The sequence below is a fragment of the Chryseobacterium sp. T20 genome (genome assembly GCF_047345655.1).
GTDB lineage: Bacteria > Bacteroidota > Bacteroidia > Flavobacteriales > Weeksellaceae > Chryseobacterium.
Genome location: NZ_JBLFDU010000016.1, coordinates 14022 through 36376 on the forward strand (window position 1 = coordinate 14022; position 22355 = coordinate 36376).

Below are 22355 nucleotides of genomic sequence, written 5' to 3' on the forward strand. Positions count from 1 at the left end.
CTTGAAGCATGGTTATTGGGGGATAATCTCGTATTGAAGGGTGGTGGAATATTCTTCCGATTTGGCATTAATCAGTCTTTCATCATTGGCTTTGGTGGAATATCGGATATCGTAATATAGGCTTGAATTTCCTGTTGAGCCTCCTGTAGCAATAAGCTGGGGAGAAGCACTCAGCAGGATAGGATATACATTCCCATTGTTTCCTGAAACGGGGATGAGATTCATTTTTACGGTTCCTAAAGAAATGTAGTTTCCGGCTGGAGAGCTGAACTGCCCCTGAAGAGAACGTAATTTGATCTGGTAATTGGTATTGCTTTTTACGATCAGTCCATTGGAATAGGTGACACTTACTCCGTTGACATAATCTGACATACTTTTGAATTCCAGTGATCCGTTGATCGCTTTTGCGGAAAATTGAAGTGACATTTCGGGGACATCTGTCGGGCTTCCGCTGAGTGGCCCGATGTGGAACTGAAAAATGTGATCTCCTCTGCCAATAATATTGTTGTACTGATCATACGCTGTAAACTGTACCGGAGCGTTAAATCTGGTCCAGGAAGGGTAGCTTCCCAGATAAGACCCTCCCATAACGGTCAGGCTGTATTTTACCTGCAGGTTATAATAGCCGTTGGGCTGTGGTGGCTGATTGTACAAGGCTGCATTGGACTGTGGAATTAAAAAGACTTCCTGGTTGGCCTGAAGAAAAGTATTCAATGGCATTCCGATCTGAGGAATCGTGGGTACAGGTCCCGGATAAGCCTGTCCTGAAGTGGAAACGGGCTGAAATGATATTTTGTTGGCAGGCATCGTATAATTTCCGTCAGTAGAAGTGATAGGCTGTTTAAGCTTCATGGATATTTTCCAGTAAGGAATATTAAACGCGTCGTTACCAGCCAGCGTAAAGGTATAAGCATCGGGATTGGTATTTCCGCTGTAGGAATTAATCTGCAGATAACTGTTCACCCATGAGTTGTAATTGACCTGTGAGAAGCAGTTCAGGGAAACCAACAGAAAGAAATAGAAGAATTTTTTACTATTCATAGCTGAAACTTAATTCTCCTAATTCCAGATTGTTGTTGTCTCCATAATCAATCATTACAGAAGCGGTATACTTTCCTTTTTCAAGGCTTGCCGGAAGAGGGATATTCATCTCTCTTTTGTTTCCTGGCATGGAATAAAAGATAACCGGATCCAGGGACACTTTTTTTCCGGTTTGCGTATTCACAAAGTCAGTGTATATTTTTCCGTCACCCCATACATCACCCTGATTTTCAAAAAAGAGGTTGATTGTATTGGTTGTTTTTCCGTATACCAGATTCTGGATTTCAAGTTTTTTAGTTTTGGCGGCAGGCAGCTTGTGGAATAATTTGATTCCTGAACGGATGCTTACCTTGATGTTGGCGCCTTTATGATCCACATCATCTACCGGATTCATTTGGCTGACATACAAAACGGCCGTATGGGTTGGCAGTTGATTGGAAAGCGTATTGGGAACCGTAATGGTGACCTCAATATCTTTTTTTTCTCCCGGAGCCAAAGTAAAGTAATTCTCTTCTTTTTTGACCGAAACCCAACTTGCGCATGAAGTAGGAAGAGTATTGGCGGGATACGTTACATTCTCACCTTTGCCGTCATATTCCCAGTCTCCTAAACTTACAGCGAGGTCCAGAGAATTTTTGGCACTTACATTCGTTACCGTTATTGTCTGGGTATTGCTGTTTCCGTTTCCTGACTCAAAGTACAGTCTTGGCGGTGAAACCGAAACCCCTGTTTGTGCATATCCGTGAAAAGATGATAGGAAAAGAAGACTGAAAAGGAGAAGAGAAAGTCTGCTCATGACGGAGATTAGTTTTTAAGTGTTGATAAAGTGCTGTGGTAGGTACAACACTTTATCATTACAGAATGATATCTATTATTGAGAAATAATGGTATACGTAAGTTCAGTAGTGTATACTGTAGGATCTTGTCCGGCAATATAATTGTTCAGGTACTTATTATCTCCGGCTCCTTTATATTCAATGTTAATTTTTTTGTCTACTCCTCCGGTAGAAGAAGTTACCAAAGTAGCTTCGTTAGTTGATAATTGTACATTCTGAGCATATTGAGCACCGTTTACAGCGTCAGAACCTGCGCTTGCTTTAATCTGGATGGTGTTAGCCTGGATGTTTTTACCTCCATACTCTAATACATCGTTACCACCTCTTACTTTTACCTGGAATCCTCCTGTGCTGTAAATACTTAAGTGATCTGCGTTTACAGAAGATACACCATCGGCATAGTCATCTTTAGTGATGTAGTCTAAATTAACGACTTTTTGAGCGTTGTTAACAACAAGAGTCTGGATAGGCTTAAGTCTGACATTTAGCGTTACACTTTGTGCCTGTAATGTTGAGAATCCAAGGATAGCAAAAGATGCTAAGATAAAATTTTTCATAAGGTTAAAGACGTTTTTTTGTATTAATTATTTTTAAAATTGCGGATGCAAAGGTAAATACAAAGAACTTCAGGACCTTTGTGAAAAGATACTTATTATTTGTGAATTTTTACGGAGAAATAGGCGCGCACCAAGTAATACTTTTTATGAATAATTACATAAAAAGTATCATTTAAATGTTGATAAAATCACCATAAAGTAAAAAGAATGCTTTATTAATCTTAAACATTAATTTTACTTAATATATAGGGAATGAATAAATTGCAAGATTTTTATTTAATGCAGAATTATTTTTTTAGGCCTTGCTTAATTTTTTACTGAGAAATTAGAGTTAATATTAAAAAATTTTCATCGTCACTTCTGTTAACGCTTAAATTTTCCATAGCATTTTCATTCTCATGTTGGATAGGATATTGCTCCTGAACCACTCCTTTAGAATGGTTGATAAGAGGATATTCTTCAAACTTTTCTCTGTTGCTTTCGGAATTACCGATTGTACTGCGATATTCATTATATTTTGCATTCAGCTGAAACCCTGTCGGACTTGAGATGGTTACAGACTGAACCTCCCGGAAGGAAGACTCGTTTCCATCGTCCGAAAATCCTGAGCCTATAGCAAGCATCTGTACCGGATAAAGCCTTACGTTAAGCCTTAAACCGTCTGCTGCCTGGGCAAATGATTTTGTAATAGCAAAATAGAACAAAATGAATATAATGTACTTTGCAAGCATATAACCTGTATTTTTCCCCAAAAGGTTACTTATGTAAATATACAAATTATTTCATTTCTGAGGGATTTTTTCCGGTATGTTTTTTAATAAAATTGGTGAAATTTCCTTCATTGCTGAAACCCAGGTCATAAGATATTTCAGAGATAGTGGAATTTGAAAAATTCAGCGCTTTTTTGCATTCAATAATGAGTTTTTCAATGATGATATGCTTGGCTGTTTTGCCCAGTACATACTCTGTCATCTCGGTAAGTTTCCTTGAAGAGATATTAAGTTCTTCCGCATAGTAAGCCACTTTCTTTGCTTTTTTGTAATCTCTTTGCAGTAGAATTTTGAACCGGTTGACATAGTACATATAGTCAAATTTGATATCCTTTTTGATTTCTTCGGTGGGAATATGTAAAAGGGCATCCAGCATCAGTCTTTCTATGGCATTATGGGCAGCAGATATATACAGGCTTTCGTCCTTTTTCCTGAAACTTTCCATGCGTTCCAGAAATATCACTCTCATCTGTTCTGCATTGAAGAAAGGAGCGATAAATATTTCAGAATTATAATTATAAAAAAGCTGCGAATTGATAAAAAGGCTGTCTTTGGTTGATCTTTCATAAAAACTGGATGAAAAAGCAATGGAATACACATCCGATCTTTTGGTTTCTCCAAAAACGATTTTCTTTTGTGGTCCAACAAAGGCAATATTTCCCCCTTTTAGTGGGTAGGGAACATTATCTATCGTTAACTGGATATCTTCCAGAATGATATAGATACAAAAATATTCCAGGGTATTGAATTCTCTTTTGTTTTTATTTCTATTGATAAGGTAATCTAAACGATTGATACTGAATCCTATATTCTTTAACTGATCCGTTATTTTGTACATACATTGTTAGTCATTCTGTCCAAGAAAAATTCTTGCAAATTTTTCATATAAATATAAAAAATTTACCAAATATTGAGTTTTAAAGAAAAAAATTAAGTCGGTCTTTGCGTAAAAATACCCGGTGATTTCATGATCATCCGGGTATCGTTATCTTTTTTTTGATTTTAATTAAATGATATACAGTATTATAGCTGCTTTTGTCTAAAAATCATGGGTTTGCCTCTGCAGGTACTGATGTCACTTTGTACATCCATCTTCTCAGTCTCCATACTGGTAAATACACAAAAATAACAGACAGTATCCCCGCCAATGTACCTACTACTACAGCCATTGCCGTAGCATCCAGTTTATAATCTTTTGAGAAATTATATTGTCCTATAAAAAGCAGAGATAATACCAATAAACCGGTAATCAAACCATGTAAAATGCTGAGCCTGGTCATAAGTTTTTTAATATTCAACTGTTCATCTACCGTAAACTCTATAGCTTCCTGGCTGGCGGCATCCGTTACTCTTTTGATGATATCAATGGTGAGAACCACCGGAAGGAAAATGGCCATAGGCAGGGTAAGACGGGCCAGGTTTTGAGTTCCTGAGAAAAAATGCGTGTAGCCTAATTCTTTGAAACTGGCATAGGCGATGATGAAATTAAAAAATACATTCGGAAGGACATAATAAATCATACGCTTAATGAGAAAGCGTTTGAGGGTGGTTTTCTTTATAGGTTTGGGCTTCGGAGGCTTTATTTTAAATTTCATAGAGAGGTGGTCAAAAGCTCAATGGCTTTATCTTTTATCAGATGAGCTTCCTCTTTGGGAAGGAAATTTTCATTGGACATGAAAGTGAAATCCATCTGTTGGTTGTATGTACTGGTGACTAACGTATTTGAGTTCAGCCATGGGAAAGCCACGGTAGGACTAAAAACTGTTTCCAGATTGAAATTTTTATAATCATTCGGGATATTGACCTTTCCCATATTGGAGAGGGTTACATCATGTCCGCCTTCGCTGGATTTCAGCATGTTGATCATACGCTCCACAACAGGATGCATATGTTCACCCATCCACAGAAGTTCACGGGCTTCCAGCTTGTTGATTTTCTCAATAAGATCCTTTTTGATCTCTTTGGCGTTACTCAGAACATCTTGGCTGCTTTTTTTTAAGGAAAGTTCTACTGTTGGGGCAAAAGCAAACAAATGATCATCTTTAATTTCCGGAATAAAATGGCGCACATCTACAGGGCTGATCACCTTACCTTTAGCTCGGTCTCCCTGAACATCACGGAAGGCCTGCATTACCGAAGAACACAGTAAAGCGTGCACAGAAATTCCGTTGGCTTTACATTTTTCAGTGATCAGTTTGCTGTCCTCTGGGGTCATTTTCCAGTGAATAGCGTAGTTTTTTCCCTGATTTCTCTTTTTGCTTTTCTTCTGTATGGAAAAGAATATTTTAGCGAACAGCAGATAAAGACTGGCCTTATATTTTTTTATTCCTGTGTTAAAATCCGAAGGCAGGAAATCGTCCACAGATTCAAAAGCAACATAAGGAATTAATGGACCATAAGGGTTGTCCAGTAAGCTTAGAAGTTCCCGCATTAAAGTGACTCCGGTGGTCCCGTCGGAAATGCAGTGAGGCATAATCCAAAGAATTTCGGAAGTGCCCTGTCCTTTTACCCATACTACTTCGGCCAGTGGTTTTTTGGGAGTTTCAAAAAGTTTAAACCATCCTTTTTCAGATTCTTTAAACCAATCTTCGTCCGTTTTACGCTCTACAATACGAAGGGGAATGGGTTCAATATCTCTTTGTCCCATAAAAAAAGGATAGCGCCCTTTGTTATGATCAATATTGGTTCTCAGAATAGGATGCTTCTGCTGAATTCTTATTAAAGCCGTTTTAAAATTTTCTTCAGGAATTTCTCCCTTGATTCTTGCAGTATAAATACAATTTAAAGGTGTTTCCGGATCTACATACATGATCCTTTCCACCATCATTAAAGGTCTTTTGATCATGATACTGCTGTCTGTTTAATTTGTGAATAAATTGTACGCAGAACCTCATCACGGATGGCTGTTACTTCTTCATGCGGTAAATAACCTTCGCTTCCTATGATTGAAAAATCCATTCTTCCACGGTAAGTAGAAACCACCAGGGTAGTGGTATTTCCCAGCGGACCAATGACTGATGGACTGAAGATAGTGTCTACTGTAAACTCTTTATATTCATGAGGAATCTGAAGAGGTCCCAGATTAGAAAACATACAGTCGTTGGAAGATTTTCCGTTCTTTAACAGCCTTGTGAAGCTTTTCAGCGCATCATGTCCGGACTCCATAACCATCATCGTAGTGTATGGATCCAGCTTGGAGGCTTTTTGTTCCACGTACTTCTGCATCGCACGCAGATTCTCTGTAAAGCTTAGTTTTTCATCCAAAGAAATCACAATCATCAACCCGAAAGCGAAGATATGATCTGCTTTAATCTGCTTAGCAAAACGTCTGATGTCTACCGGGCAGGAAACCTTGTTGAAGGATTTGTTGCCTCTTACTTTTTTAAATGAATGTAATAATGCGACACTCAAAAATGTATTGACAGTAACTTCCTGAGATTTGCAATAAGCGATAACTTGCTGACTTGTTTCTTCATCCAGTTTTCCATGGATCAGATAGTCATTCTGTCTTTCAACAGGTTTTTTGTTTACCGGAAGCCATTTGATCGCTGTAGCAGCCAATCTTCCTATAAATCTGGCTTTCAGTTTTTGTCTTCTGCTGTTCAGAATATGTGAAGGAACCACATCCTGGATTCCCATGATCGGGTTTTCTACTCCGATATCGGCAGCCGGATTGTCCAGAACAATGAGAAATTCTTTTAAAAAGGCCATTGCAGAACCACCATCGCAAAGACAATGGTGGAACGCAAATAGCATGTCAGAAACGTTTTCCCCCTTGATCCAGATAAAACGGATCAGGGGTAATTTTTCGTAATTAAAGGTGGTGTTCCATTCTTTTCTGGATTCTTCCTGCCATTGATCTTCACTTTGTCTGGTGACGATTCTGACAGGAATAGAAACAGGTTTTTCAGGAACATTAAACCATGGAATATTTTTTTCATCATGGCTGATGAATGCTCTCAGCCATGGGTGTTTATTTTGGATCCGGGCCAGAGCCTGCTGGATATCTTTTAAAGTAAAGGTACCTCTCAGTCTGAACGGAATGACTGCGTTAAAGGGTTCTGAGCCGTCTCCCAATAACATACGTTCTCCAAATAGCAATCTTCTTTTAATAGGTTGATTCATAGGCTACACTGAAGCTAATATTGAATGTTCGTGTACAAAATTTTCTAATAGTTCTACGGCTTTGTCGTTTCCTCCGGCAAGGGTGAATGTATTGCGGACTTCCTGAGCAGCGGTTCTGTATTTTGGATTTTCCAACAATTCAAAAACGGTTTCACGAAGAGCATCCACACGCAGCCTTTTATATCGGATACTGATTCCACAGCCTGCCTGCTCAATCAGTTTTGCAATATGGAAGTGGTCATAAGCGATAGGAGTGATTAACATCGGTAAACCGTTACGGAAAGTATCATTAACCGTATTGAAGCCACCGTGACAAATTACCATATCCATTTGCTGCATCACTGCCGACTGAGGAACAAAGCTGTTCACAATAAAGTTGTCCGGCCATTCTTCAAAGATTTCCGGTGGAGTAGCGGCAATCACTGTTACGGGTTGGTCTTTAAATGCAGCGATGATTTTTTCAAAGAAGGCCTTTCTGATGTCTACCAATAAAGTTCCCAATGATACAAAGATCTTTGGAGTGGTAGAAGCGTTTAATTTATCCCAGTCAAACGGAGCATCGTTAGGACGGCCTTTTACAGGACCTACGAATTTCATATGAGAAGGAACAGTTTCAAAACCAGCGAAGGCCTGAGATGTAAACACCATATTCAGTTTGTGAGAATGGATGTAAATACCTTCCTCATGAATGCCTACTTCTTTCTGAAGATCTTTGATGAGGTTTTGTTGCCATTCCCAGATTTTTGGAGCACTTTTTTCCGTATCGCCCATCACATCCGGTGGCACAGGTGTTGTCGTTACACAAGGAATATTATGCTTATGAGCGAAAAGAGCCCCTCCGAAAGTGATACAGTCGTTCACAATCACATCCGGCATCCAGCTTTCTGTCAGCCTGGTTAATCCCGGCATCATCATTTTAGCGAAAGGAACATAGGTTTCTTCCAGTGCCAGTTTCATCACTTCAGGTCCGGAACATGCGGGTCCGTCATCCTGTCTTTTTAAAATACGGGCGATTTCTTCCTGATACGGAATAAGATCTTCTTCAGGATAGAAATAAGAACCTCCTTCAGGAATATGTTTACTGTCTAAAGGGGTAATCCCGAACCATTTTACTTCATGTCCGCGGGCAATCAGACTTGCTCCCACACTTAGCGTAGGGCTCACATGTCCAAAAAACGGTGGAACTACGAATAAAAATTTAGATGGTTTTTCAGGTTTTGAAGCCTTTGATAGAGCCTGCTCCAATAAGGTAGCTGCTGTAGCTGAGCCTCCTGCTTCCACAAAAGACTGACCTACTTTCTGGGCTGCTTCACGGTAGCTTGGAGTATTTAAAATCTGCTGTACTGCTTCTCTCAGGTGATTGGCTTTAAATCGGTTAAAATTAAGACGTTCACCTGCTTCGGTACGCACCACACGTCCTGCAACATGCGATTGGTCATAGGCAATCGGAATCACAACCAAAGGAATACCGTTGGATAATGTTTCAGAAACGGTATTATGACCGCCATGGCACACTACGCCGTCAAGATGAGGCAGCAGATCCAGTTGCGGAACTTGTTGATACACCATAAAGTTATCCGGCCATTGCTCGAAAAGCTGTGGATCAGAAACGACTACAACGGTTAAATCTTCATCTTTAAAAGCATCAATCACCTTTTGGAAGAATGCTTTTTTATGATCGTGATCGAAGGTAGTTCCGATACTTACTAAGATCTTTTTATTGTCTTTGCTTTTTAATTTTTCCCAGTCGAATTCACATGAAACACGTCTTTCTGTAAGAACCGGACCTGTGAATTGATATTGAGACGGCAGATCTTCCATTTCACCAAAGAAATAACTGGAAGTCAGAACAAGTGTCAACAGATCTGAAGTTGCCAGAGAACGTTCTTCCTGGAAGCCCAATTCTTTCTGCAAATCGATGATTTGATTCACTTCCCATTCGTGTACTTTTGGAAGCTCATTCATAATTTTGATGGCTGCCGGAGCGGTAACAGAAGTGGCATAAGGAATACCAAGAGTTTTGGCTGCAACCGGGGCTGCAAATAACTGATGGTCCCCGATAACCAAATCGGGCTGCTCTATTTTTAATAAAGAAACAATTCCGTTATAGCAATGTCTGTTCAGCGGGATAAGAACCTCTTCGTACAGGAACTTAACACTGTCTATACCATACACTACTTTTTTGGAGATAATATCGAGATATTGTTCACTTTCTTTCTTTTCTTCGTCGGTCTGATCGTATTGGATCAGTAATAATTTTCCTCCCTCGGGAAGTTTAGCCTCTAAAGTCGGGTCAAGGCTGATCCAGGCTACTTCATGTCCTCTCTCCAGCAAGGTAGCACCGATGCTTAGGGTAGGGTTGACATGACCTGTCAATGGTGGAACTATAAATGCAAATTTAGCCATGGTTTTGTGTTAAAATTTTAGATAAAAATTGAGCAATCGTTTCAGCAATGAGCTGAGGTTCCTGGATAGGAATATTATGATCACCCGGAATTAATTCGAGTTCAGACTGGCTGATTTGAGATTGCAGCCACTCACCGGTAGGTCTGCAATTGGAATCAGCGCCATAAAGCAATAGAGTGGAAGCCGTCAGTTTGCTGAAATCGGTTTCACCCAGGAAATGTTTTTCCTTAATCATATCTGCTTTAATGCTGGTCTGGTTAAACAGAAATTCATACATACGGTGGTTCTTTTCCATTTGTCTTTTGCCCATCTGCACTTTGGTGGTGTCTGTAAAATTGGCGACATAATGCTCAAGAAATTCTTTGCTGTATTCATCAATGATGTTACGGGCTTTTTCGTCCTGAGGATCCGGAGCTTCCGTCACTACAAGCTGATTCACGCGATCTGGGTATTCCAAAGCTGTTTTCAGCGCAATAAGACCTCCGAAGCTATAGCCGACAAGGTGTACATTTTCCAGTTGAAGGTGATCTATTAAACCTATTAAATCGGATGACATGTTGTCAAGATCGTACCCATCCAAAAAGCGTTCACTCATACCGTGGCTTTTCAGATCGTACATCACCACATGGAAATGCTTTGCCAGCACCGGGGCAATATTAAAATAATAAATGGACAGGTTACTGAACATACCGTGGATGAGTACCACGGTTTGTTCGGCTCCTTTGTTGAGTTCCTGTATATGAACTTGTCTGTTATTGACTGTGATTATTGGCATTCGTAGATATAATTGATGATCATACTAAGGTCAAGATTAATCAGCTGGTCAAGATCCATAGAAGATAACCAACCTGTAAAGTCGATCTGATCGCCAAAATGCGCCTTGATCTTTTCAGAGAAAGAGACAATTTCAATACTGTCCATTTCAAGATCTTTGGTGAATGAACTTTCAGGAGTAATATCCATCTCTTCTACAAATTCAGCACCTATCACTTCAGTAATAAAACCTTTTAATAAAGTAAAAAGTTCTTCGTGGTTCATTTTTAATGTTGCGTTTACAGTGTCCATCCGATAATATAATTTTTATGTTTAATAGTTTTGATTTCAATGTTGTTGATCCACAAGTGATCGTCTTTTATCATTTCGACTTCGAAGGCTTTAGGATTTCCTTTGAGTCCTGTTCCAAGGAACTTTCCATAAGCTTCCTTGGCTACCCAGAAACGAGTGGTCCATTCTGCCTGATCTCTGTCTTTTAATAAGGTTAACTCTTTGTCGGTAAATACCATGTCGTAGAATCCTGAACTGCGTTCTTCCATCAGCTCCATATCAATTCCTACAGATTTTCCATATCTCGCGATTCCTACAGCTTCTTTTCCTTTATGAGCTAAGGAAATATGGATGTCTTCTGTGAAATCACTGATGAGGTAAGGTTTCCCCACTTCATCGGAACGGATTTCAAACGTGATTGGGAAACAGGCATGATTTTTTTCCTGACGAAGAAGGTTTCTTACGGCATCTTTCACCGCCACACGGCTTACCATCCAGTTTTTCTTTTTGTTAGGTAACAATTGCTGGTGATGTTGCTTTTCCGTTTGGTTGAAATATCTTTTCAGGATAAAATCCCATGATGCTACTCTTGTATAGGCTTGGTGGAAGAAGAAAACTTCAGGAGCAATCTCTTCCGAAAGGCGGTTGTGCAGCGGTGACATGGAAACATTCCATAAAGCGGCATCAATTTCCAGTCTTCTGTTCTGCCATCCTGTAATGGCACACCATACTTTTCCTTCTCTTTTCAGGATGATATCTGCGATGGCAAATTCATCATTAAGTTCGGTCAGCATACAGGTACATTCAAAAATGCCTTCCTGATCATGCATATCTCCGAAGAATTCTATATCTCTGATTTTTACAGGGAATGCAATACGGTCTTTCACCAACGTAAGCTGAAGCCAAAGCCCGAATAGCTGTCCTGCATTATCAAGCAAAGAACCTTTACCACCGTTTCCTTTTATTTTTCCGATGATTCCTTTGTCTCCAACGGCTGAAACTTCAGTAATTCCCTGATATTTATCTCCGTGGAACATGTGCATGTCGTAGATTTCTTCAGGGGTTCTTTCGATAGGTAAAAGATTACCGATGGAAAGATTGAAATCAGGTGTCGGAACAGGAGCAGATTTTAAAACCACTTCTGCGTTGGCAAAGTTTTCAATATCGAGATAAGCGTGATTAGTTGAACGCCATTCTCCTTTTACGGTTTTTTCGAAAGGTTTAGCCACATTCATCCATTGGAATACACTTACGTTCATGATTTTATGAACCAATGTTCCCGGGATTTCGGTTTCTGCGATTTCTGCTAATTGCTCAAAAATCATCGTCATCGGAATAACCGGTTCCATATCTGCGACATGAGCCCATCCTTTTGGCTGCCTCAATAAACTGTGATCGATCAGGTAAGGATGACTTTCCAGTGTTACATACAGATCTTTTGTAAAGTTTGTACTTCTCACTGGTTGTGGGGCTGCTGGAGCTATAGGTGCAGGTCTTTGGATGGTGATTTCCGGGCGGTTTTGGAATAAGGTCAATACTTCTTCCTGCATACGGATCATATCGGCAACGTTATCCTGGAATGCCTGTACCAGTGGATGACCGCTTTTTGTAGCAATAGCTGAAGCTGTTGCTGTATATTGTTTTGGCGTATCCAATGACTGAGCCAAAGCTTTTACTTCTTTAAAATTGCGGATGATAGGAGATCCTAATTCCAGCTTAATGCCTTTTCCTGATGATCTTTTCGGATGATTCTGAATCTCTAAAAAGTCAAGGGCAATTGTTTTCCCTTCCACAAACAAAGAAGCGACTACACGCTGCAACTGAGCCAATGCAGAACGGGTTGGAACGCTGGATGCAATCGTACTGAAAGCTTTTCCTTTTAAAGTATCATCAATAAATCCAATCAGACCGCCAGTTCCTACTTGAATGAAGACTCTTGCGCCTTCTTCGTATAATTTGTCGGTCAGTTCACGGAAACGAACAGGTTCTACCAAATGCTCGGCACTCAGTTTTCTGATCGCTGCCTGATCTGCAGGATAAGGTTCTAATGTGGTAGCAGACCATAATGGGATTTTCGTCTGCTGGAACTGTGCTTTTTCCATTCCCGCAAGGATTACATCCAGTTTATCAGCGATAAAAGGAGAGTGGAATCCTGACTGGAACGGTAATACCTGATGGAAGATCTGTTTTACTTTTAATAAAGGAACCAATTCATCCAGAGCGGCATTGCTTCCACAAAGAATCACCTGATTAGGGCAGTTGTCATTGGAAACATAAAGGTTTGAAATTTCTGCAATAAAAGGTTTTATCACCTCAATTCCGGCTCCTATGGCAATGAACTTGGAATCTTTTAATTCAAAAGTTTCAGGATTCAGCACATCAATTAAAGCCTTTACAGAGTTGGCTTCCGCTAATTCCGAAGAGTAACCTGCCAGCCATTCTCCTAAACTGTGTCCTGCGTTCATATCCGGAATAATTCCCAGTTTTTTCAGTGAATTATCAAGAATACTGCAGTTGTTGAAGATGTTTAAGGCATCGGTTAAAAGACCTTCACCTTCTGTTTCGATAGGGGCTGTGAGATCAAAATAACGGCTCACAGTCTCTACCTCACCTTTTGCCAGTCCATCTAAGCCAGGGAATACAAAGGCTACTTTACCGCCATCTTTTAGTAATGGAGTAGAAGTGTACCAGATGTCCTGCTTGTTTTTCCAGGTGATATTTTTGGAAACAATTTTAATAGCTTTTTCCAGTCTTGCAGGCGTTGGATCGAATATAGCAACCCTAAAATCTCCTTCACCAATGGTTGTTTCATTATTTTGTAATGCGGAAAGCAGTTCTTCATGGGTTGGTCTGGCCAGGATTAATACCTGATCTTTTTTCGGCATATCATAGCCTTCCAAAACAACGTGGGCATTGATTCCTCCGAATCCGAAAGCATTCACTGCGGCTACTTTTGGTAGTCCTGTTTTTGACCAGTTTTTGGCTTCCTGTACAGGCTCAAACCTTGTATTCTTCATCTCCGAAGTCGGATTTTCGCAATATAAAGTTGGTGGCAAAGTATCGTGATGTAAGGCAAGACAAGTTTTAATTAATCCTGCAATTCCAGCAGCTGGCATGGCATGCCCAATATTGGACTTTACAGATCCGATACCCGCAGCCGGAGCTGCTTCTTCTTTTCCGAAGAACTGAGCTAAGGTCTGAAGCTCTGTTTTATCTCCAAGGGGTGTTCCTGTGCCATGAGCCTCAAGATATCCCACTTTATTTTTATCTAAATCAGCATTGATCCACGCCTGTTCTAAAGCCTTTAACTGACCTTTTACAGAAGGGCTCATCACGCTGGTTCCGGTACCATCGCTGCTTACGCCTACACCTTTGATTACGGCATAGATTTTATCCTGATCACGAACTGCATCTTCCAGTCTTTTTAAGACTACGAAACCACAACCTTCACCAATCAAAAGACCGTCTGCATCCATACTGAACGGCTTGATCTGCTGTTGGCGGGACATAGCTCCCAGCTGGGCAAAAATACTCCAGAAAGCAGCATTTTGTCCTGTGTGTACCCCTCCTGCGATCATGATATCGGAACGACCTCTCTGAAGTTCCTGTACGGCATGATCTACAGCAATCAAAGCAGAAGCGCAGGCGGCATCTACAGTGAAGGCAGCGCCTCCTAAATTGAAGCGGTTGGCTACAAGAGAGGCAACAAGATTGGGAATTAATCCCATGGCAGTATCTGCTGCAAAACGGCCTTTACGCTGTTGGAAAGCATGTTTTACTTTTTCAATATCTGCAGAAGAAACCTGAGGCAGCAATTCCTGTAATAAGGAAGAAATCTGTTCTCCGGTTCTTACAATTTCGATAGCTCGGGTAGCGCCCGGACCTGTGTAGTTTCCTTTACCGATGATAATTCCCGTTTTTTCAAGGGAAATATTCTTTTGAAATACGCCTGCATCTTCCAGTGCTTTCTGTACCAGATCAAGGGTCAGCAAATGGTCAGGTTCCGTTCCTTCAACGGCTAATGGCAGGATACCAAATGCGGTAGGATCGAAAGTATAGTCAGGGATGAATCCTCCACGCTGACAGTAAAAACGGTCAACGGGACTTGTGGTATCACTGAAATGAACCGGATCTATCCGATCCGCTGGAGCGAGCTCGGTAGAATCGACTTTATTGACAATATTCTGCCAAAAAGTGTTGGCATCCTGTGCCCCGGGAAAGACACAGGATAGACCAATTACAGCAACATCTGTTTTTTTCATACTTTGTTTATGCAGTGTTTACCAATTATTTCCTGACATGATCAGCACCTGGCTTTCTGTTCCGTATTTAATCTCGTTAAGGAAGATTTCTTTTCCTTCATCCAATGGAATCATGGAAATACCTCTGCGTTCGTATTCTGATTCAAGAGTGGAAGAAACCATTCCGGCACCTTTCCATGGTCCCCAGTTGATAGAGATTACTTTTCCTTTTAATCTTTTGTTTAAAGCATTCGCGTAATCATCCAGTACACTGTTGGCCGCAGCATAATCTGTTTGCCCTTTGTTACCATATACGGAAGCAATACTTGAGAATAATACTACAAAGTGACAGTCTGAACGAAGCTGTTCTGCCAATACACGAAGTGGTTTTACTTTGGTATCAAATACACGTCCGAAAGAGCTTGTCGTTTTTTGTTTGAATAATTTATCTTCTAAAAGGCCTGCTCCATGAATGACTCCATCCAGACGGTTGTATTTCTCATAAATACTGCTGATCAGATTACTTAAACCTTCTTCATCACAAAGATCCAGTGATTGATAAATAATGGTATTTCCAAGATTTTCCATGTCACGAATTGTGCGCAGGATCTGATTATTTTTGAAAATCTTAGTCGTTTCTTTTTCTATTTCTGAAGGAGAAGTGAACTGACCAGACTTGATCAGGAAAGCTCTGATTTCTTCTTTGGTTTTCATACCTTCAAAGTCTTTAGCAGAAAGTTCATTTCTTGGGTCAGCAGATCTTCCTACCAGAATATAAGTACAAGGATAAGCCTGAGACATGTGTTTTACCAACTCGGCAGTGATTCCCTGTGCGCCTCCCAATACCAATACCACAGATTTTTGATCTAACTGGATATGAGCTTCATTCAAGCTTGTTGATAATGGAGAAGGAATGATGTCTACCTGGTGTCTCTGATCATTTTTATAAATCACCTCAGCAGGTTTATCGTTGGTAAGAATTTCTTTTAAAGTAATTTCAGCAATCTGATCTACTTCCTGAGGGGTACTCAGGCTGATTAATCTACAAGTTGTATTATCAAATTCTCTTGCTAAACTTTTGAAAAGTCCAGGATATCCCTGATGATGACGTAATATGCTTGCATCTGTAATTTCCTGAAGATGTGCAGGAATATCAGAAATAAGATATACCCATTTTGCTTTATCAAAATCCAGTTTCTTGATCAGATCTACGTGATCGATAATGCTTGGTTTATCAGTAGCGGAGAATAGATCTAACATAATTAATCCGTCAATATGGGAAAGATCTTTTTCAGTATCTATTAACTCTACGATAGCTCCGTGTTTTTCTAACGCTTCTTTGATGGCTGAGGTTTGCTTGCTGTCATCTTGTGTAATGGCAAAACGTTTTCCCTGTAATATTTCTGTATTTTGTACTAAAGAAGCATCGGTAGGAGTGATGTCAAAACGAAGACGTGACAATACATTTTGAGTTGGCTCTACTGTATTTTCTACTTTCACTTCCTGAGCTGCTTCGTTGGTTTCACCATTCATTTCACTGATCCAGCTTGCCAGACCGCGAAGGGTTTTAATAGCAGCCAGTTTTTCCATCACATCATCAGCTTGTTCAAGGTTTTGTCCAAATCCGATCTTAGTTTTAAGATCACCGATGATTTCCATACGTTTGATAGAATCTATGCTTAAATCTGCTTCCAGATCAAGGTCAAGACCCAACATTTCTTTCGGATATCCTGTTTTTTCGCTTACAATATTCAGAATCGCATTTTGAAGATCTTCAAGAGAGAATGTCGGCTGAGCTTGTGATTTTGAAACTGTAGGTTCAGTTGCTGATCCGTTTTTTGCAGGAGCAGCAGTCGATTCAGCTCCAGAAAATTCAGTAAGCCATGAAACCAGTCCGCTTAGAGTTTTTATTCCGGCAAGCTGTTCCATAACGGTATCTTCACTGGTGTTTCCGTTACCCAGAGTTCCCAATTCGTTGCGAAGTGTTCCGATGATCTCAACTCTTTTGATAGAGTCGATACTTAAATCCGCTTCAAGATCCATTTCCATACCCAACATTTCCTGAGGATATCCGGTTTTGTCACTTACCACCTGTAGTAATAAAGACCTGATATCTCTTGAAGGAGCTTGTTTTACAGCGGCTACAGCTACAGGTCTTTCCTGCTGAACAGGCTGAACCGGAATGGTAGATATAGGTTGGTGGGCGGCAGCGGGTGCAGGTGAGTTGTATACAGGAGCAGGGAATGCCTGAGGATTCTGTCCCATAAAGGAAAGCATCACATCACGCTGTGCCTGTATCATTAATTTCATGCTGTTCAAATATTCCTGCAACATGCGTTCAGCAGTAGACTGAGCTTCCGTTGCGGGTGCCTGTGGGTTATTCGTAAAGTTGTTCATGGGAATTGGGTTTATAAGTGGTAAAGCACCATTAGATGGCAGATTACCGGTAGTTGGGTGGGCAGTTTGCCCGTTAACACGCCAGATAGCAGGGCTTTTCTTGTAAAGCTCAGGTTGGTTAAGATCAATAATCGTAACGCTTCTGCCGTCAAAAAGTTTATCAATGTTAAAGCTTCTGCCTGTTCCTAAATATTGTGCCAGCATGCAAAGCAAGTGACTGAATTTATTACGGCTGTTGTCTTCAACATATAAGGTCAGCTGGTCTTTTTCCAGACAAGACTTGGTCAATCCGGTAAGTACTTTTCCTGGTCCTACTTCGATGAAGATTCTTGCTCCATCGTTATACATTGCCTGAAGCTGTTCTACAAATTTTACAGGCTGTACCAGGTGATCGGTAAGTCTTTCTTTTATTTCTGAAGGATTCGCCGGATATACTTCTGCCGTAGTATTAGACCACACAGGGATCTGCATTTCCTGGAAAGGAACGTCTTTTAAGACTTCAGCATATAAACCTTTGGATTTTGCTAATAACGGGCTGTGGAAAGCACATGCAACCTCCAGCTTTTTAGCAGAAATACCTTCCTGTTTAAGAACCTCCAGTAATTTATTAATAGCTTCTGTACTTCCAGCGATCACACATTGCGTAGGAGCGTTGAAGTTTACAGGATAACATCCTTCAACTTTTGCGATAATTGGTTGTAAACGTTCTGCAGTAGCACTTGCTGCCAACATGGAACCCGGATCTCCGCCTTCTACTGAATTTAAAATAGACTGTGCTCTCTGAACACTTAAGTCAACCAGTTTATCTTCACCAAATACTCCCGCAAAGCATAAAGCCGGAATTTCACCATAGCTGTGACCTGCAAGCATATCAGGAATAATTCCCAATGATTCTAAAAACTTAGCCAACGCAAGGTCTACAATTCCTAAAAGCGGTTGCGCTAAACGGGTATCTTTAATGGTTTCTTTCTGTTGCTTTAAATCAGCTTCAGTAAACGTTTTAGATGGGAAAACTACTTTTTCAAGTTCAGGATACTCATCAATAATCTTACGCATAGCCGGGAAAACAACAAATAAGTCACGAGCCATATTGATTCTCTGGCTGCCCTGTCCAGGGAATGTGAAAGCTACTTTACCTTCTTTTTTATTAACGGTGAAAGTATCTTTTGTCTCAATCCCTAGCAGTACTAGCTCAAGCTTCATCATCAGGTCTTCAGCGGTGTCTGCTACAATGCTGAACTGAATTGGCTTTTCTGAGCTGATGCTTAAACTGTAAGCAATATCTTTTAATGGAATCCCATCATTAATTTCTAATAACGCTTTAACCTTGCTTGATTCTCCTTTGGCTTCTTCGTAGGTGTCTCCGCGGAACACAAACAATTCTGAAGGCCACGACTGCATGGCGATTGAATTATCCTGTTTAGGATGGTTGGCAATTACCGTATGGAAATTGGTTCCTCCAAATCCGAAAGCACTGATTCCTGCATAACGGTTCTTCTCACCCCACAATCCACTTTCTGCATGGAATGCAAATGGACTGGTTTCTGCATTATAGTACGCATTAGGCTGCTGAAGGTGAAGGGTAGGTGGTTTTACTCCATGATATACAGCCAGGGATGCTTTGATTAATCCTGCCAATCCTGCTGCACACTTGGTATGCCCGATCTGTGTTTTCACAGAACCTAAATGTGTCTGCCCAGGTAAAGCACCTGAACGGCTGAATAAATTAGTCAGTGCACTTAATTCAGTTTTGTCACCTACTACCGTTCCTGTACCATGAGCTTCTACAAGACCTACTGAAGCAGGACTTATCCCAGCTTGGGAATAAGCACGCTCTAAAGCTCTTACCTGGCCTATTTTTCTAGGAGCAGTCAATCCTAACGCTTTACCGTCACTGGATCCTCCAACTCCTTTGATTACTGAATAAATACGGTCACCATCGCGTACAGCATCTTCGTATCTTTTTAAAACAAGGATCGCAATACCTTCTCCAAGAGCAATACCGTCTGCATCATCATCGAATGTAGCACATCTTCCTTTTCTGGATAGCGCATGCGTGCTGGAGAACATCAGATAATCATTGATTCCATTGTGTAAATCTGCTCCTCCTGCAAGGACCATATCAGATTTTCCTAAGACAAGTTCCTGACATGCCAGATCAATGGCTGCCAAAGAAGAAGCGCATGCTGCATCTACCGTAAAGTTTCTTCCACCAAGGTCTAGTCTGTTCGTAATCCTACCTGCGATTACATTCGCCAGAATACCTGGGAAAGAATCTTCTGTAGTATGTGGGAAGGCTTCTTTTACTTCTTCATGAAGTTCTCCGAAAACCTGCTTATAATATCCTCTGAAACTATAGCTGTTGGCAAGGTCATTACCTCCTTCAGCACCTATAATGACAGAAATGTTATCTCTGTTGATGTGTTTTTCACCATATCCAGCATCTTCCATCGCACGCTTAGCAACCAATAAGGTTAGCAGCTGTGTAGGTTCAATAGCGGCAAGGGATTGTGGCGGAATACCAAATGCCAATGGATCGAAATCGATTTTAGGAATAAATCCTCCCCATTTGGAATGAGATACATCCGATTCGTTGGAATCCGGTTTGTAATAAAGGTCTTTATTCCATCTTTCATCCGGTACTTCGGTAACACTGTCTTTTCCTAAAATGATATTTCTCCAGTATTCATCAAGATTTTTAGCACCAGGGAAAATACATTCCATTCCTACGATGGCGATGTCCAGCGGTTTTTCTACTGAAACCGGTTCTTCCGGCAATGCTGCTTCCTGAATGTGTTCGTAATTATCTACCACACTCTGATGAAGGGCAGCCAATGAGATCACGCGGTTATGCATCGTGGCAACCTGTCCGATCATGTACATTCCTAAGTCCAGTTGGTCATCTTTAGGAATATTGACCAATTTATCACCCTGACGTTCTATCCCTTTAGCCGCAATACGTAAACGGCCTACATTTAATTTTTCAAGTTGTTCCCATACCTGTTTTTTATCCATTCCGGCAGCCAAAAGTTTTGCTTTTTCTGTATTGAAATGGTGGGCAAAAGCTGTATTTAAACAACGGGTTTCATGTCCGGGAGCTGTTTCCAGTAAAACGGTATCCTTCGCCTGCATTGCCTGAGACTGGAATTCCTCCTGAATAGCTCCGGTTTCTACTGCTTCGTTGGTATACAGATACGCTGTACCCATCAATACTCCAATTTTTACTCCTCTTGCAGCCAATGGCGCAGCCATGATAGATACAAATGCGGTTGAAAATGCATTATGAATTCCTCCTGCAAAAAAGACACTGATGTTTTCAGGATGATCTTCTTTTAAAATACGTTCAATTTGTTTTTCCCAAAGAACTGTACTTGAAAGAGGGCCTACGTGGCCTCCGCATTCACGTCCTTCAAAAATGAAGTTTTTAGCTCCTTCTTTCAGGAAAATATCCAGAAGGGCAGGGGAAGGAACGTGTAAAAATGATTTAATTCCTGCTTTTTCAAATACTTTAGCCTGTGCAGGTCTTCCTCCGGCTATCAAAACTACAGGAGGCTTAGCTTCTAATATATATGATGTCTGTTCATCTCTTAATTCCTGTGGAGCAAATCCTAAAATTCCAACTCCCCATGTTTTTTCACCAGCCAGTTTTTTGGTATCCATTACCAACGATTTTGCAGATTCTCCTTTCAATAAAGATAGGGCGACAAAAGGTAATGCTCCTGCATCTGCTACTGCGTTGGCAAAGGAAGGTACATCACTTACACGGGTCATTGGACCTTGGGCGATAGGGTATTGTAATCCCAATTCCTTGGCTAAAGCATTGTTTTTATCAATTACTTTAAGTGCTTTGGCTTGTTTCAGATGTCCATACATAGCTTCTTTGAAACCGAAAACAAGTTTTTTCAGTGTTTTGAAATCTTCATACAGATCCGTGGCTAATGAAATATCTTGTCCCATAGGGATATAGCATGTGCTAAGGTCGAAACCTGTAAAGTATTGTTTCAGGTTTTCAGCGGTTGCATTTTCAGGTAAAACTGGTGAGTTAGGTCTTACCAATACACGATGGTTAGCGATCACCTTAGTTTCTGTACCATTCAGTTTTGAGCATACTTCTTTCAGATCCTGAGGAACCGAACTTTCCGGGAACAGAGCAAGCTGGCTGTCCAGAACAATTCCTGTTGCTCCCAAAGCTTTTGCTGCTGCGGCGGTATGGAGACCAATTCCTCCCTGTACCCACACCGGAATGCTCTGGATTTCTTTGATCACACGCTGGAATAATACAAACGTGGATTCATAGCCTACTAATCCACCGGCTTCATTTCCTTTGATAATGATTCCCTGTGCTCCTGATTCTTCAGCCTGTCTGGCCTCTTCCAGACTGGTTACCTGATAAATAGCAGGTATATTGAATGGTTTAGACATTCCGAACGGAAGGATCGCAAATCTTACTTTTTCCGGAATCTGCAGAGTGGTGAAATTGTCGTTAGAAAAATAAATACCATACGATGGTACGTCTATCTCGTCAAGTTGATGTAACGCTTCCTGGGCTTTCGTTAGCTCATTTCCTAAACTTAGTACGGGGAATGCACCCGCCTGGTGCAATCGGGATATAAGGTTAACGTCCGGCTTTTCAAAAGGCGTCAGTCCAATAATGGTTAATTTTTTCATGGCGTGTTAATTGAATTATTGAATGATAGCAAGAGTTTCATAACAGAATGCAAGGTCTTTCGATAAGACCATTACTTTTTGCTACGATATAGTAAAAATTGTTTTTGTTAAATCGTTAACAATATGTATTGTTTTGTGATAATTATTTAATAATCTATCATTTGCGGATAGATTTTGGGTTGTAGTAATTATATCCGGCTTTTCAAAGGACATCAGCCTGATTTTGGTCAAGTTTTTCATAGCATTTACGGTATAGAAATAGTTAATGAT

The 22355-nt window shown here is 40.6% G+C and carries 13 protein-coding genes; all 13 read right to left on the reverse strand.

From position 1 onward, the window contains the following. Window positions 1-12: 12 nt before the first annotated feature. A complete protein-coding gene (locus tag ACMA47_RS23230; RefSeq protein WP_413931688.1) occupies window positions 13-1041 on the reverse strand; it encodes a hypothetical protein in 1029 nt (342 codons plus the stop codon). Then, entirely contained in the window at window positions 1034-1837 is an 804-nt protein-coding gene (locus ACMA47_RS23235; RefSeq protein ID WP_413931689.1) for a molecular chaperone, read from the reverse strand. Before ACMA47_RS23235 ends, ACMA47_RS23230 begins: the two co-directional genes overlap by 8 nt. A gap of 75 nt (window positions 1838-1912) precedes the next feature. After that, on the reverse strand, window positions 1913-2434 hold the full coding sequence (locus ACMA47_RS23240; protein ID WP_413931690.1) for a hypothetical protein: 522 nt from the start codon (window positions 2432-2434) through the stop codon (window positions 1913-1915). 314 nt (window positions 2435-2748) lie between these two features. Then, on the reverse strand, window positions 2749-3165 hold the full coding sequence (locus ACMA47_RS23245; protein ID WP_413931691.1) for a hypothetical protein: 417 nt from the start codon (window positions 3163-3165) through the stop codon (window positions 2749-2751). A 46-nt stretch (window positions 3166-3211) separates the two neighbouring features. Continuing rightward, window positions 3212-4042, reverse strand: a complete 831-nt coding sequence (locus ACMA47_RS23250; RefSeq protein ID WP_413931692.1) for a helix-turn-helix domain-containing protein — start codon at window positions 4040-4042, stop codon at window positions 3212-3214. Window positions 4043-4250: 208 nt separating this feature from the next. Further along, window positions 4251-4724, reverse strand: a complete 474-nt coding sequence (locus tag ACMA47_RS23255; protein ID WP_413931693.1) for a hypothetical protein — start codon at window positions 4722-4724, stop codon at window positions 4251-4253. Between the two features lie 71 nt (window positions 4725-4795). Beyond that, entirely contained in the window at window positions 4796-6049 is a 1254-nt protein-coding gene (locus ACMA47_RS23260) for a phthiocerol/phthiodiolone dimycocerosyl transferase family protein (protein ID WP_413931694.1), read from the reverse strand. Continuing rightward, window positions 6046-7329: a condensation domain-containing protein gene (locus ACMA47_RS23265; protein ID WP_413931695.1), complete on the reverse strand. Its 1284-nt coding sequence runs from the start codon at window positions 7327-7329 to the stop codon at window positions 6046-6048. Before ACMA47_RS23265 ends, ACMA47_RS23260 begins: the two co-directional genes overlap by 4 nt. Before the next feature lie 3 nt (window positions 7330-7332). After that, entirely contained in the window at window positions 7333-9735 is a 2403-nt protein-coding gene (locus tag ACMA47_RS23270; RefSeq protein WP_413931696.1) for a glycosyltransferase, read from the reverse strand. Continuing rightward, window positions 9728-10510, reverse strand: a complete 783-nt coding sequence (locus ACMA47_RS23275) for an alpha/beta fold hydrolase (RefSeq protein ID WP_413931697.1) — start codon at window positions 10508-10510, stop codon at window positions 9728-9730. Before ACMA47_RS23275 ends, ACMA47_RS23270 begins: the two co-directional genes overlap by 8 nt. Further along, window positions 10501-10800: an acyl carrier protein gene (locus tag ACMA47_RS23280; RefSeq protein WP_002977699.1), complete on the reverse strand. Its 300-nt coding sequence runs from the start codon at window positions 10798-10800 to the stop codon at window positions 10501-10503. The genes ACMA47_RS23275 and ACMA47_RS23280 overlap by 10 nt, the downstream gene beginning before the upstream one ends. Further along, window positions 10788-15041, reverse strand: a complete 4254-nt coding sequence (locus ACMA47_RS23285) for a beta-ketoacyl synthase N-terminal-like domain-containing protein (RefSeq protein ID WP_413931698.1) — start codon at window positions 15039-15041, stop codon at window positions 10788-10790. Before ACMA47_RS23285 ends, ACMA47_RS23280 begins: the two co-directional genes overlap by 13 nt. Before the next feature lie 18 nt (window positions 15042-15059). Continuing rightward, window positions 15060-22085 carry an SDR family NAD(P)-dependent oxidoreductase gene (locus tag ACMA47_RS23290; RefSeq protein WP_413931699.1) on the reverse strand — a complete coding sequence of 2342 codons (7026 nt, stop codon included), beginning with the start codon at window positions 22083-22085 and terminating at the stop codon, window positions 15060-15062. Between the last annotated feature and the right edge of the window lie 270 nt (window positions 22086-22355).

Coding starts and splice junctions, on each gene's coding strand:
- ACMA47_RS23290 (WP_413931699.1), bottom strand. CDS start 22,085: ATGAAAAAATTAACCATTATTGGACTGACGCCTTTTGAAAAGCCGGAC.
- ACMA47_RS23265 (WP_413931695.1), bottom strand. CDS start 7,329: ATGAATCAACCTATTAAAAGAAGATTGCTATTTGGAGAACGTATGTTA.
- ACMA47_RS23240 (WP_413931690.1), bottom strand. CDS start 2,434: ATGAAAAATTTTATCTTAGCATCTTTTGCTATCCTTGGATTCTCAACA.
- ACMA47_RS23250 (WP_413931692.1), bottom strand. CDS start 4,042: ATGTACAAAATAACGGATCAGTTAAAGAATATAGGATTCAGTATCAAT.
- ACMA47_RS23245 (WP_413931691.1), bottom strand. CDS start 3,165: ATGCTTGCAAAGTACATTATATTCATTTTGTTCTATTTTGCTATTACA.
- ACMA47_RS23280 (WP_002977699.1), bottom strand. CDS start 10,800: ATGGACACTGTAAACGCAACATTAAAAATGAACCACGAAGAACTTTTT.
- ACMA47_RS23285 (WP_413931698.1), bottom strand. CDS start 15,041: ATGAAAAAAACAGATGTTGCTGTAATTGGTCTATCCTGTGTCTTTCCC.
- ACMA47_RS23260 (WP_413931694.1), bottom strand. CDS start 6,049: ATGATCAAAAGACCTTTAATGATGGTGGAAAGGATCATGTATGTAGAT.
- ACMA47_RS23275 (WP_413931697.1), bottom strand. CDS start 10,510: ATGCCAATAATCACAGTCAATAACAGACAAGTTCATATACAGGAACTC.
- ACMA47_RS23255 (WP_413931693.1), bottom strand. CDS start 4,724: ATGATTTATTATGTCCTTCCGAATGTATTTTTTAATTTCATCATCGCC.
- ACMA47_RS23230 (WP_413931688.1), bottom strand. CDS start 1,041: ATGAATAGTAAAAAATTCTTCTATTTCTTTCTGTTGGTTTCCCTGAAC.
- ACMA47_RS23270 (WP_413931696.1), bottom strand. CDS start 9,735: ATGGCTAAATTTGCATTTATAGTTCCACCATTGACAGGTCATGTCAAC.
- ACMA47_RS23235 (WP_413931689.1), bottom strand. CDS start 1,837: ATGAGCAGACTTTCTCTTCTCCTTTTCAGTCTTCTTTTCCTATCATCT.